Source organism: Sporosarcina sp. So3-204 (assembly GCF_058068165.1).
The window spans coordinates 524,659-539,242 of sequence record NZ_CM176485.1 but is presented as its reverse complement, the minus strand read 5'-3'; the positions used below and the strand labels follow the sequence as shown (position 1 = coordinate 539,242).

General features: G+C 34.0%; 7 protein-coding genes and 1 pseudogene. 2 read left to right on the top strand and 6 right to left on the bottom strand.

All coding sequences use genetic code 11. The features are described 5' to 3' along the window. Positions 1-109 precede the first annotated feature (109 nt). A pseudogene (locus AC3RV6_RS02610) lies at positions 110-308 on the top strand (ATP-binding protein); the annotation flags it as partial. Positions 309-655: 347 nt separating this feature from the next. Here the strand turns inward: AC3RV6_RS02610 and AC3RV6_RS02605 are convergent. From AC3RV6_RS02605 to AC3RV6_RS02590, 4 genes are all read right to left on the bottom strand, one after another. Continuing rightward, entirely contained in the window at positions 656-3,283 is a 2,628-nt protein-coding gene (locus AC3RV6_RS02605) for a YfhO family protein (RefSeq protein ID WP_489747916.1), read from the bottom strand. A gap of 104 nt (positions 3,284-3,387) precedes the next feature. Beyond that, positions 3,388-3,798 carry a GtrA family protein gene (locus AC3RV6_RS02600; protein ID WP_489747915.1) on the bottom strand — a complete coding sequence of 137 codons (411 nt, stop codon included), beginning with the start codon at positions 3,796-3,798 and terminating at the stop codon, positions 3,388-3,390. Positions 3,799-3,802: 4 nt separating this feature from the next. Beyond that, positions 3,803-4,729: a glycosyltransferase family 2 protein gene (locus tag AC3RV6_RS02595; protein ID WP_489747914.1), complete on the bottom strand. Its 927-nt coding sequence runs from the start codon at positions 4,727-4,729 to the stop codon at positions 3,803-3,805. A 29-nt stretch (positions 4,730-4,758) separates the two neighbouring features. After that, positions 4,759-6,306: a glucosyltransferase domain-containing protein gene (locus AC3RV6_RS02590; protein ID WP_489747913.1), complete on the bottom strand. Its 1,548-nt coding sequence runs from the start codon at positions 6,304-6,306 to the stop codon at positions 4,759-4,761. Positions 6,307-6,620: 314 nt separating this feature from the next. Between AC3RV6_RS02590 and AC3RV6_RS02585 the strand changes: the two genes are divergently transcribed. Beyond that, entirely contained in the window at positions 6,621-7,868 is a 1,248-nt protein-coding gene (locus AC3RV6_RS02585) for an S-layer homology domain-containing protein (RefSeq protein ID WP_489747912.1), read from the top strand. Positions 7,869-8,145: 277 nt separating this feature from the next. On the opposite strand, the gene AC3RV6_RS02580 is transcribed toward AC3RV6_RS02585, so the two are convergent. Both AC3RV6_RS02580 and AC3RV6_RS02575 read right to left on the bottom strand, forming a co-directional pair. Then, entirely contained in the window at positions 8,146-10,698 is a 2,553-nt protein-coding gene (locus tag AC3RV6_RS02580; RefSeq protein WP_489747911.1) for an S-layer homology domain-containing protein, read from the bottom strand. 799 nt (positions 10,699-11,497) lie between these two features. Next, positions 11,498-14,335, bottom strand: coding sequence for an S-layer homology domain-containing protein (locus AC3RV6_RS02575; protein ID WP_489747910.1), 2,838 nt, complete (start codon positions 14,333-14,335; stop codon positions 11,498-11,500). Positions 14,336-14,584 lie beyond the last annotated feature (249 nt).

Here is a 14,584-nt window from a genome sequence, read left to right as displayed (position 1 = left end):
GGGAGAGGATTTCACTAAACATCCCCCCAACCACTAATACTGAATGTTTTCTAAAACCGAAGGATTATATCATTTTTTTGAATAACCTTTTTCAATCACCATTAACGTCGAGGCCATTGATACGCGCTATGAAAAAAGAAGTACGATCTTAACGACGAATATAAATATTAAAGCACGGGATGATGTTTTTCCAGGACACCAAATTGGCTAACGCCATACTATATCGTGTCCTTCATCACGCAACAGTCGTTAATATCGTGGGGCCATCCTACAGAATAAAGTATCACCTAAAAAAAGAAAAGAAGTAATTTCTGTACATCTTTAAACAAGCGAAAGTGTACATACTTAGATTGACATTTTTAACCGGTTAGCAGCTTATTTTTTTGATCCAATTAATTCTGTTCAGTTCGTAAACATCTTGCCCTGTTTCTGCGAAGTAGGCTGTATAAGGCTTACGCCCAATCTTGAGTTGTGTCTTTGATCCAAGCTTCAGTTCATTGGTTATCTTTTGGTGAACGCACCTTAAACCTCTTGCGATCTCTCGGTTGAAATGTCCTTCTTTGCGAAGGACAGCGATTTGACCACTTTCAAAAGTGGATAGGTGTTTATTTTTACGATTTTGTACGGTATTCTCAGTGTGTCCAAATTTAGGTGGTTAATTTGATTTTTTAACTAACCTTGCGTATTTTAACAATAAAATTATTACTAATGCAATCAATGTTCCAAAAGAAATACTTAATCCTGTTCTTAAAAAAGGACTATGATAGGTTAATTCAACCTGCTTATCGCCTTTATTTAAAGGAATACCGACAAATGCTTCGTTAATACGTTCAAGATTCACTTGCTTCCCATTGACTAACCCTTTCCAGCCTTGACTGTACGGAATCGATGTCACAAGCATCCCGTTTTTATGGGCTTCGCCGGAAAGTGTTACTTTATTTTTCTCCATTGCTATTAAGTCAAATGCATTATTAGTGGCGTTTGATATATATGCTGAAATCCTGTCAATTGGTAGCATTTCAATATGCAAGTTCGAGAAGCGATATGCACCTTTTGTTAAGGTCAACGTTAATTCATTCGATTGTACAGCTTCATCGATATGCATTGTAAAGTCTTCTATCGGTAATGAATAGGTGTTTTGGTCATTACGTTTCTCCATACGAGTGTTTCCGATTGTTATTGTAAATTCATTGCCGTTCACTTCTTCAAGTGTAAAGGTAGCGAGTAGCTGGGCAGATAATAGCGGTGATTTATTCAATGGGATGGTAAATTCCATATCTTCATTCACTATTAACATTTCTTCATTAGCTTCGTACGCATCATTATTTTGAAATGGTTTATCAACATTATATAACGTTGAAGGCAGATCATAATCTATTAGTCGTATATTAGTTGCATCATTTTCGGAATGATATGCCTGCAGCAACAACATGTCGCGCGTTCCGACAGATAACTTATCATAATCATTCGCGTGTATTGCACTAGATTCCACATATGCAAATGGCATCGGCGTATCTAGTTTATAGATTTGTGTAGTTCCTATTGTTTCTATTAATGAATACCCTTTCGGAATATACGCAAATGATTGATCGACAAGCATATAATTCGCTTGTAAATACGTTTGTAAAAATAATCGCTGATCAACATTGTAAAAGTGGTTAAACGAATCGAACTGTTTTATTTGGAAATCTTCATAAATGAACTTCCCCAAATCACTTGATAATAAGCTGTGATAAGATGATAAGCCCGGCATTCCAGTTACCATACTATTATTATGTTCGGCAAAATTACCAACCTGTTTTTCGTATGGTAAATACCATTCATATCTTGAAAAGTGTGAATCATTTTCTTTAAGCCACTGGATTACTTCTTTATTCCCTTCATCATAATCCCAGGCTTCCATCTTGTCGCTAATCCCCTGTTTGTACGCTAACGGCTCACCAAGTTGTAAGGTAAAGTAACTATTTTGCTGCAATGAAACCACAACAAATAAAAAAGTCGTCATTAAAATCACTGATAGACTTCTATACTTTTTAAAAATTTTTAATAGTATTGGAAGGATTACATGAATAATAATTATTAACCAGTTACCTTCGTTTGTTAGAAATTCTGCTAATCCATTTTCAAGGATAAGTGCGTAGGCGATATAACTATAATAAAAAACAAAGATGAAGATGCTAATATTTTGCCCCTTTATATATTCGTCAATCACATACGTTATCAGAACAGCAAATGCGAAAATAAGTAAGTATACCCAACGTGACTCCATCGCGGAAAAGCCATTAAATACCGAATACATAAATGGAATCTGATAAAAAATAAAAAATAAAAAAGCCATAACAAAAGGTGTCGCAGGAATTAGTTTTCTATATTGTACACTTGCGAATAACAACAAAATGATAAATGCAGGTATCGTAATGGTCGTTATTTTAAAGAACAACCCGACAGGCATATTCATGTAAAATTCAACCGGATAAGTAATTGGAATAACATATCCTTTTGAAAACCGATAAGCATTTAAAAACTGATAAACTGCTGGTATAAAACTATAAGAAGCAAGTAAAATACCGACTATATAGACACTCGCCACAGACAATACTTTTCTATAAATATCTTTTAACCGTTTCTCTTTCATCGTAGTTATCCCAAATACAATCGTATATAATACGATGTAAATAGTTGTAATATATGCAAAGTAAAAATTGGATTGCACGATACAGAAAATCATAATGATAAAAAAAAGAGGTTTTCCTTCTTTTAATAACCTATCCAATCCCCATATAACTAGCGGTAGAAATACAAATGCATCCGACATAAACTCTGAAAAAAATGATGATTGTACTAGTTTAATCGAACCTATATAGACGAGCGCTCCAAGTAATGATGCACTTCTAGTTTTAGATGAAGCAACCATATAAAAATAAAAGAAAGCTCCCGCTAAAATGGTTTTGGCGATACTTATATACAAGCTTACTTCAGCTAATTGTGCGAATGAATTTATTGGGAAGAGCAATTTTATTAGAAAAAAGAATGAAGTCGCATAATAATAAATAAACTGACCAAAAATATCACCACCCAGCCCATGCTGCCATGACCATTCGAAATTCCAATCACGGAAATTCGTATATAACATGCGTTGAAATTTAACATATTGGTCAAAGGGATCTCCGCCAGATGATAAAAATGGAATCGAGTCTTTCAGAAAGTAAAAATGCAATGAAAATGCCAAGCATATGATAAAGAACAAGGATAGGCTATGCCTTTTCAAAAAAACCAAAATCAATCATACCTTTCCATTATACTGTACTATCTTATTATGTTTTAATGGGCTTGTAATACGAAAAAAGATATCCCGATTTCACACAAATGAAAAGGGATATCTTTACCTTATGCTTTAAATGCAAAAAATCGTTGACCTAAATAATTAAATGCCGTAAACAAAACCATGCCAACTACCATTGCAATATTTTCTTGAACTGTGATGCTGTAATTCGTTACGAGTAAAAGTGTTATTGGTTTAGCAATTCCGTATGCAAGTACATAGCAAACAGCGATATTAATAATAAATCTAATGCTCACCCAAATTGACTTGTCTTTATTTTGAAATGTAAAATGTTTATTCAAAAAGAAACTTAAAATGCTCGTTAACATATAATTTGAGCCCGAAGAAAACCAGTAAGAAGCACCTGCAAGATTGTAAAGACCAAACATAATCGCTGTACCAACGATTGTATTAATAATACCAACTATGATAAATTTCCACAGCTTTTCATCGAATAGCGATAATAACTTTTTCATAGATTTACCTTTCATTCGTAATTCTGTCTGAAACGATGTATCTTGGTCTCTTTCTCGTTTCTTCATAGATTTTCGAAACGTAATAGCCAATAATCCCTAAACTAATCATAATCGTACTACCAATAACGAGTAGCAGTAATATAATCGTAGTAAACCCTTCAAGTGAGTCCCCTCTTAGGAAATTCACTAATGATTGAATGCCGAGTATCCCCGCAAATATAAAGTATACAATCCCAACAAGCGTCACAATTTGCATCGGTGCAGTAGAAAATGATGTAATATTTGAAATGGCATACTTCACGAGTGAAATATACGACCATTTCGTCTGTCCTGCCTCTCGATCACGCACTTCAAATTCGACTGTCGTACTATTAAAGCCTAACCAAAAAGAGAGCGCTCGGAAAAACAACTTTCTTTCTGGTAAAGTTAAATAAGCTTCTACTACTTTTTTATCAAGAAGCTTGAAATCAGAAGAGTTTTGCATATCAAAACCAGTCGCACGATTAATTAATGCATAAAAGGATTTCGCGAAAAAGCCGTGTAATTTCCCTTCCTTTCCCCTCGTTGATTTGACACCTTCGACTATTTCATACCCTTTTAACCACTTGCTATACATTTCAATAACGGTTTCAGGTGGGTGTTGTAAATCACAGTCCATCACGACAGAACAATCCCCTGTTGCATGGTCAAGCCCAGCTAATATCGCCGCCTCTTTTCCAAAGTTTCTAGAAAAACAGATCCCTTTCACATGATCAAACTCTTCACTCGCTTTTTCAATTTCGCGCCAAGTATGATCTTTTGAACCGTCATTAATAAAGAGAATTTCAATTGGAATTTCTTCGTTTTGGAGGCATTGTGTAATTTCTTTTACAGCGTTTAAGATCATATCTTCTTCATTATATGCTGGAATAATAATAGACAACAATTTCATGCTCTTTTCCTTTCCACGCCTTCACTCAATTACTTTTCCTCAAACTTTATGACGACTGTATCATTTATTTTTTTGACGGACGTTGCACCTGGCCATACGTCCATGTCTTTAAATTCACTCGAATTCTTAATTTGCTCCAAATTCTCGTCCGTAGTTAATTCAATCGGGAAGCCGTAAAACGTTTCTAATACCGCTTTATAATGATACGGTTCAACTAAAAATGTTTCTCCGATACCACCAATCATATTAGGAATACTGTTCGGGATTGTTTGTGCTGCCATCTTCGAATACATCGTAACGCGCCCGACAACTGCCAAGTCTTCGATTTCATCGTATTCTTCTAGATGCTCAATTCGGTCTAAAACTCGATTCACAAGTGCCATAGACTTTTCATATCGTAACTCCATATTAAAATACGTAATATTTGCGATTAAACCAAAGTTAAATACTGTGACACTTAGCAGTATAACTGAAACCCAAGATGTTATTTTATCAAAGCGATTCTCATTATGACTATCTATCGTGTCATATATTAATATTAAATACATATACACGCTCGTTATACTAAACACCATAAGCATATGGTAAAACGTGTCTGGCGAAAGGAAATATACGATATAATAAGCAAATGGTAAACTGAAAATTAGGACAAAAATCGCAATCATTTGTACAATATTTTTATAAATTCCACGTTTAACAATAAGCCTTGCTGTCACAATGAAAATAACGATAAACATAATAACATTCAGAACTTCGAATAAATTCACACCGTGAAACGTGAAGAAACCTCTGAAAAAGAAGTCAATCACTTGATCCTTAATTTGAAAAATGCGCGTAGAAATATCACTTAATGGAAGTGAGCCAACTCTATCTAGACCTTGATAAGGCGTTATATAACCGCTAAATAGACCTGTATACGTTTTGAATGATATATAGTACAAACCAAGTCCTATGACAGTTGCTAAACCAAACTTAAATATGTAAGTTAATAATGATTTTGTTTGCAAATTAAAGCAAAGAATCTCTCTTAATAAAAACAAAATCATAAAAGTTAATACGACAGACAAATTCGCTTGGTACACGCCGATTGAAATACAAACAAGAAATGCTGCAGTAATAAACCCGTATTTATATTTCTTAGCAACAAACACGGCTAAAACCGCAATAAATGACCCCAACATATACCCATCTGCTGTGAACATATAAGAAAATGTAGAGGTTACACTTGGAAATGCAACTACAATACCTGCCACTAAGATAATCGATAGCGTTTTTCTTAATTCAAATAATTGAACGATACAAATAACAGTAAATGCTAAAAATAAGATTGATAGTAGACCAATCACCCAAGGTAAATCAAAGAAAGTACTCATACCACTCGCAGGTCCTAAAAAGAAGCGCCCTGACTTCACTTTCGCTTGTGTATTATAAATATTATGTAAACTATCATGATTCATTAATCGATTCGTAAATATAAAAAAATGAACGAGTAGCCCAATCACGATTGTCGAATAAAATGCAACCTTCCATTGATGACTAATTTTACTTTTAAACTTATCCAATAAATTTTCCGGCATGGTTAACCTCCACATAATAAAATAGAGAAAAATGCATTCTTCCCTATATTATACTATATCTTATGTCGTTTTTTTTAGCTACTTCTGCGAAAGATTTAGCTAACTGATGGTGATTCAAATTTTTGATTTACTAATCTTTTAGGGCCTTTATCTTAATACAATGCTACTAGAATACACGTTATTTTAATCATTTAATGTAACAGTTAAAAGTAGTGCGTTAAACCTATGTACTTTATAATGATTCTATTATACTATAAGTACATAATAATGTTACTAGGTAAATTGATTTATCGTATAGAAGCGGAGGAATTTGAATGAAGAAGATTATATCACTATTTTTAGCATTATCATTGGTTTTTACTTTTGGAAATAGTACAGCGACAGAAGCAGCTTCACCAACAGACTGGTGGACAGAGCGAGATGCACAGGTTACACCGTACGTATACTCATTTTTACTAGATCGTGCAGGCTTTGCATCTTACATCTATACAGATACAAAAGTGAGTATGAACCCGCAAAACCTTTCTAATTTCACAATCGAAGAAAAGTTTAATAACTTTTTTGTCGGAAGTTTTAATGATAATTCCAATAAAGTACTCGTAACAAAAGACGGTCTTGTTGTTGCTTATTCTCCAAAAAATGTAGCTCATACTACTTATAGAGACAACTTGCATCTTATTAACGTTCAAAATGCTGTTAAAATATTTGTTGGACCAACAATTACAACAGCAAACTATTTAAACTTCTCCAGTTTGGAAAGCAATAAAGCTCTATCATACTTTGACGGATATAGTAATAATCATTTAATAATTCCCTCAGATAGCAAAATAAATGATATTGGCTATGCGCTTACATCTGGTGAAGGTTATTTTAAATCAGACTATGGCACAATCGTTTCCGGTTCTTTACAGCCAGGAGTTACCCACTCAGTTTACGACTACGGTACGACTATTGATAAGGTAAAAGTTTATAACGTAGGTGCTAATATTATGAGTATCTTTTATACAAGCCAAAATTCAATCGGAATTGAAGGTACAGAAGATTACATTAAATATGACTTGACAAATAAATTCGTCCCAGTCATTACTGATACGCCAAAATCCCATTGGGCTTATGACGATATTAGTTGGGCTGTTAAACAAGGCATGCTACGTGGGTACGAAAATGGTTCTTTTAAACCCGAAAATACATTGACTGAATCACAATTCGTCTCTGTTTTATCAAAATATTATGGCTTAAACACATCATTAGATGGTCAATCAACTATGTACAATGAAGACGGTGCATATATCCATCTGCAAAAATACAATTTGCCGTTAAAAGGTTATAAGAATAAAGCAGAACGACAAAAACCAATTTCTCGTGGCGTTGTTGCTCAAATCCTTTCGATGACTCAGGGTGGTCCAAAAGATGCCCGCGGCGCAGTACAATTCTTACAAAATAATAATCTAACAACAGCGACTTCATTTGAATCATATAACGCTTCTGGAATTTTAAGAAGAACACAAATTTCAGCATTCTTTAAACGAATGAATGATGCAAATTTAAATGAAATTAAATAACGACAGCATTTAATCCAATTTTAAAGCACCTTACTGATTAGATTTACTCTAATCAGTAAGGTGCTTTTTTGCTAGCTAATTTATGAAGTTTGGTTTCGTTATTTATTTAATGGTGTGAATTGTAGATTTCTTTTTGCATACTAACAAAAGAACCTACTATTTAGATAAAAAAGCTTAGTAGAAAAGTACATTGACCAATTTTCAATCAATGTACATTACTACTTACACACTACACTTTCAATATATTCGAATGGTATCGTGTATAATAACCTTTTTCTTAGTTCGCTGCAACTTCGATTGAACTGAATTTCAAAAGATTCCCTGCTGAATCTTTAACATCAATACTTGAAGTCGGCTTAACCAGTATTGGATCTAAACCCGTTAAAGCATTTGTCAGTGTAATAACAGTCTTCTTATTTGTAGTTGTTCCAGCAACATTTGAAACACCTGTTTCTGCTGTTGTAGAACCGCCTATAAATACATCGAAGTTAGTTGTTCCAGTTAATGTAACATTTTCTGAAAACGTTAATTCAATTGTTGTCGGAGAAGTCACTTTTGATCCAGTTACAGTTGGTTTCACGTTTTCTTTTAATGAAACATTACTCATTGAAACTGGATTCATCACTGCCGTAGATCCTTCTACTTTTACATTTTGTACAGAAATATTGCGAACTCCTGTAAACGTACTTGAGTTTTCTGCCAGTTTTAATGTAGCAACTTGTGTAGTACCAGAAGCTGCACTTAAATAAATCGATTCAATTGTCGCACCAGAAATTGAATAGTTTGCAAGATTAGTTGCTGTAGCGCCATCTAATTCTGTTCCTGTTGGAATTGTAAATGTAACAGTAACTTCATCCGGTGTGCTACCTTGCGCAACTAAAACGCCAGTCACTACGCCTGTATTCGATGTTGAACCATCGATACCACGAGTAAATACAGCATTAACTGAAGCCATATCTTTTCCAGATTCGCTCTGAATACCGTTCGTGTTTAGTGTTTTATTTACAATTGTTACATTATATGCAGCATCTGTTACTCCTAAATTTGCGTGTGTTAAAGGAAGTAGTATAACTTTTTTATTATTTGGATTTGCATAGCTTGCAACTACATCTGTAGATAGAACTGCAGTTGTAACAAAATTCTTCACTTTACTTCCTGATATAGTAACCTCTTTATTTCCTGCAAGTTCAACATTCTTATCGAATGTTAACTGTAAATACTCTTTATTATTAACTTTAACAATTTGTGAAGTAGCTGTTGGTGCTACTGTATCTTCAACAAATGTCACTAGTTTTGTTAATGCAGCTGCATTAATTTGACCAGATAAGTCAACTGCCTTATTAGCCGCAACTGTTACAGTTTGTAATCCACTTAGATTATTATTCACTGTTATTTCATATTCACTTGCAGAGACTTTTTGGATTGATTGAGCCGTTGCGCCACCTGTTAAGGTAACATCAGCCGCTGCTAAAGCTCCGTCTAGATTTTTATTAAACTTGAGTGTGAATTTCTTTACTCCTGTTTGTGTAACTGAAGCTATAGTCGGTTCGATGCCGTCTACAGGCTCTTTTACTACCGTAACTTTTGACGGTTGAGGGCTAATTAAGTTTCCTGCCATATCCGTAACACCGTTAAGTGTGATTTCTATATCTTTATTAGTTACAATTCCGACATTTGATAAATCTATTTCTAACTCAGTTTCTCCCCCACTCAAAGATAGACCTAAAGATGGTGACACAGGTGCGCCATCAACATACAATTCTGTAATTGTTCCAGCTTTTACTGGCTCTGAAAACTTAATTGTCATTTTATTTGAAGATATACGTTCTACAGTTGTTACTTTAGGAGCTGTTGTGTCTGCTTCAAATTTCACAACTTCATTATAATTATCAATAGCCGTTACGCCGTCTTCTGATAAAACGCCAGTTGTTTTAACTTGGTAACGATCAACTAATGGGCTATTTACCGTCAATAATACAGTCTTCCCGTCAGCTTTTAATTCAGCTTTCGTAGCCGTTGTAGCTGATTGACCGTCTAATGCACTGAAAGTATAATTTCCAGGCGTTGCTGTTGCACTAGCCTCATCAACTTTTACTCCAAATTCAACTTCAACTTGTGTAGCGCTAATCGATTTAACTGATTTAACAGCAGACACTTCTTCAACAACATGAACAGCATCATATGAACGAACTAGGAAACTCGCCATTTGGGAACGTGTGACAGGACCCGCCGGATTAAAAGTTGTTACATTTGTAATGCCATGTGAAGCAATTGTCTCAATAAACCCTTTAGTTCCAGCATCTAATTGGCCAATATCTGTTAAGTTCGATACATAGTCTGAAACTTTTTCAAGTTTAAAAGTTTGTGTAATAATTTTAGCCATTTGTGAACGTGTTACGTTTCCAGTTGGGTTCAGGTTACTCTGAGTAAATGCACCAGCATTTTTCACAACTAAAGAAGCGTAGTAAAGTTCTTGTTGGAAGTCAGCACCATTTTTATAACTAACTGGTATATCGTTGAATGCAGTTACTGTGCTTTCAAGATTATTTGCTTCCGCATATGCTTTAACAGTAATATCTCCGGCAATATAACGTGCAAGCGTAAGCGCTGCTTGTCCGCGAGTTATTTTTGTGCTTGGATTAAATGTTGTAGCGTCTTTAAAAAATCCAAGATCAACCGCTTTATTGATTTCTGTTTTTACGCTCGCATCCACATTGCTTATATCTGTGAATCCTGCTGCTGATGCTACTGGCACTACTGCGGTTGCTACCATTGCAGCTGTTGCCACACCTGTTGCGAATTTATTTAAATTAATTTTATTTTTAGCCATAGAATAATATCCTCCTAGATTCTTTGTTTGAAGCCATTCTTAACTCTATACTTATCTATTAAAGATAACAAGAGAACTATAATTCCAATTAAGTTACAAACTGGTAGTATTACCAAGGTCTTCAATTTAATAGATTAACAGATTAACAGATTATAAAACCTTATTTAATCTACACAATAAACATACCATATAGATATTCTAGTTGGTAGTTATAGTGATTGGGAGTAGTTCCCCATTTTATAAAAATTTGTTTTCATACTTCTTTGTAATAAAAGTCATATTTAAAATGGCAATAAAACCTGGATTTAAAATCCTAAATGGGAGTATTTTTAAATTTAATTTCAATTAATTCAAACCTATTAAATTTATTACAAATTAAAATTGATAGGTTAGTAGGTACCTTTTAAATAAACGTTAACATTAAAAATAAAAACTATCATTCTTTAACATTTAATGAATATGCTATTGCATATCAGAAGTTGTAAGCGGAAGCGACATTTTTGATTGATTCATAATCCATCCTGATAAATAATCGCGTCTGTACTTGGCACCCAAAATTTATTAAATAGGTTCCTCACCTTGATATAAACATAGAATATCCAATTATATGTTTAAAAAAAGTTTTTAAGAGGATTTTTTTGTACCTGGTTAAGATAGCATTTTTTATCTTTGGTATGAAATATATTCAATACAAATGGTGATAAAGAAAGCTCCATAACCAATCGCTTGGCTATGGAACTCGTGTTAGATTTCATAAAGTCTGTGTTTAAATTAAGCGAGACACAAGTATCGATTTTGATTACTCGGTAACTTTGGTAATTAAAGTGTTATCAATGTTATTAAGCACAGCATTACCATCTTGATAAATAGCTATTTTAATTACTTTATTATCATCAGTAGCATTTCCAGCATCTGTGCCATCTTTCACTAAAGTAATTCGATAGGGCATGTTTTTATTTCCACCAACTTTTAACTTATTCCAATCTGCAGTACTTAAAACTTTGTCAACAATCTTTATATTTCCATCTGTTACCTTAATTGCATTAATATTAAAATTAACTTCATATTTTTCATCAATCCAAACTTTTGCATTTGCTAATGTAACAGGAATTTGTTGATTTAATTCATTGAGGTAGCCAGCAACAAGGAACATTGCATTAACTGTTTTTACATCTTCAAAAGTTTTCTCTACCGCTCCGTTAATTGGTGCTTCCAGTATTGCAAATGGTACAACTCTCTCCTCAGATTTGAATATATAATTTGTATAATCTTCTTTACCAATTCTATTATCTTTTGCAGATTTATATGGAGTGTGAATATGTTCCTCTAATACACTAGCGTTTTCTCCGACTGTCCAAATATAGACATCTTCATCATGTTTACTTGTTTCCTCAACAGTTAATAAAGATTCCTTATTCACGCCTTCACCTTGGGATACTTTAATGCCTCCGTATCCATTACCCGCAGTCTCAATACGCTTAACTGTCACTTTAGATCCATTAACAAGTAGACCCGCATATGCATTTTTAAGCGTTACCTTATTAAGTTCAACATTAGCTGAGTTATTTACCTGCAAGGCATACAAACCTTCCACTTTTTCATTATCTTTACCTTTAGCATCAATAACCAATTCATTAAATGTCACATCATTTTGCCCATCAATAATTACAACTGAATTATTATCATCACTCATAAAACTTTCAGATTTATAAATCATTTGATGGCTTCCACCAATTTCAATACTTCTTTTAATATACAAAGGTGATGTTAATTCTATGTCATTAAGAAGCCAAATCTTTGTAATACCGGTTTCAGTTTCACTTTCAAGTTCCAAAATTTCTCTGAATTCTTTTTCATTTGACACGAATCCAGTATCTTTAAACTCACCATCAAGAGTAATACTCCAATTATTGTCAATAAAATTTACCTTCATACGTTTTGTACCATCGAAAAAGTAAAAATCTTTTGTAGCAGCAGTTACTGTAAACTTTCCATTTGAAAAAGAAACTCCTGGATAACTAAGTTTTACTACAACACCTGGTGCATAAGGTATTTGTATTGTTTGAGGACGTGAAGGTCCAACATTACCGCCACCAGTCGAAGGTGGTGTTACTGGTTTTGCATCTACGTTTGTTTCTCCGCCTACTTTATCGATGTTTCCTTTTGATTCGTCATAATTCTTAATAATATCTTTTGCCGCAGATCCAGATGGTAATGTCAAATCACCAACTCCTGTATTTGCACCAAGCGTAATATTGGCAGTTGGAGATGCTACATCTAGCTTACCGACATTACCTTCGCCATCAACTGATACATCTGCGCTACCTTCAATTGTTACTTGTGGAACTGTTACACCTGCTCCAACTGTTAAATTACTGTTTGAAGATATTGTGAATGTCGTTAATGTTGTGCTTCCAGATAGTCGAATCGCAGCATTGTTTCTTGAAACACTTACTGTACTTAAGTATGCATTCTCAAATCCGATATTCGCTCCAGTTGCAGTTGCTGCTACAGTTGCATTAGAAGCTGTTACAGGTACGACAAATGCAACTGATTTATATACTTTTTCTAAACTTGCTTGGGCTAAGGCTTTTGCACTTTTTTTATCAGATATGATTGTTTTTCCCTTAACAGTTATGTCTTTACCTAGGAAGCTATTTTCTATATCACTACCAATTTCTAAATTCCCGTTAATCGTCAAGTTCTTAACAGTTATGTAATCACCATTAACGATGAGGTTTCCAGGAAACGATAAATTTTTCCCATCAAGTACTATATTTTCTGTCGAATTTCCGTTCGCTGTAAGCTCAACTGAATTTATTTTTACAGTTAAGTCACTTGCAATCGAATAATTCAAAATTGCTCCCTTAAGTGCATTTGTATTATCTGTATTTAGTAAATCTTTTAAGTCAGTTGGAATAGGGAATGTCCCTGTTGATAATACGACTGAGTCCTTAGTAAAACTTTCAATGTTAGCTGTTATATCATTACTAGCTACTGCTTTTTCACTTCTAACGACGAATGAAGCCATCTGCGCACGTGATACAGATTTTGCTGGGCTAAAAGTAGTAGCTGTCGTACCTTTTGTAATTTCATTCGTTAACAGTGATTGTACGTAACCAGAAAACTCATCGCTTTTCTTAACGTCAGAAAACCTTGAATCTGTGAGACTTTCTTCAGATAAATCGAAACCGATTGCAATAATTTTGGCCATCTGTGAACGCGTTAATGTATCAGCTTGTCCAAATCTTTTATCGGGATATCCTTTAATAATACCTTCTTTAGCTAAAGCGGCAATCGCACCGTAATACTCATCTGTCTTTTTCACATCAGTGAAACCCGGATCTGCAACATTTTTCGTGTCTAAATCTAGGACGTCCGCTAATATTTTTGCTGCTTGTCCACGTGTTACAGCATTATGTGGTTTATAAGTTCCATCTGGAAAACCTTTCACAACATTACGTGCTACTAAGTTTAATACATCAGTGTAATAATCCTGTGTTTTGTCCAAATCTTTAAGTCCCTGTTCAGCCGCCTGAGCAAAAATTGGAACGCCAACAACCATCGCTCCAGTAGCAACCGTTGTTGCTAAAGCTGCTTTAAATACTTTTTGATAAGATGTAAAGTTTTTCTTCATAAAATCTCCTCCAGTTTTTTAATGATAATTCTGTTTATATAGTCTATGATACTATAGTTCTTGCATTATAGGCACATATATATGTTAATAAATTCTATTATTTACTTTTTTTAGACATTAATTACTACTACGAATATCAGTCACTCATAAAATTCATCACTCATTTACAAATTTTAATTTCAAGACGATTTTACTTTATAAATTAAATTTTGCCCTGTTACTGAACATCTTAATTTTACTGACTAATTG

Coding starts and splice junctions, on each gene's coding strand:
- AC3RV6_RS02575 (WP_489747910.1), bottom strand. CDS start 14,335: ATGAAGAAAAACTTTACATCTTATCAAAAAGTATTTAAAGCAGCTTTA.
- AC3RV6_RS02590 (WP_489747913.1), bottom strand. CDS start 6,306: ATGCCGGAAAATTTATTGGATAAGTTTAAAAGTAAAATTAGTCATCAA.
- AC3RV6_RS02595 (WP_489747914.1), bottom strand. CDS start 4,729: ATGAAATTGTTGTCTATTATTATTCCAGCATATAATGAAGAAGATATG.
- AC3RV6_RS02580 (WP_489747911.1), bottom strand. CDS start 10,698: ATGGCTAAAAATAAAATTAATTTAAATAAATTCGCAACAGGTGTGGCA.
- AC3RV6_RS02600 (WP_489747915.1), bottom strand. CDS start 3,798: ATGAAAAAGTTATTATCGCTATTCGATGAAAAGCTGTGGAAATTTATC.
- AC3RV6_RS02585 (WP_489747912.1), top strand. CDS start 6,621: ATGAAGAAGATTATATCACTATTTTTAGCATTATCATTGGTTTTTACT.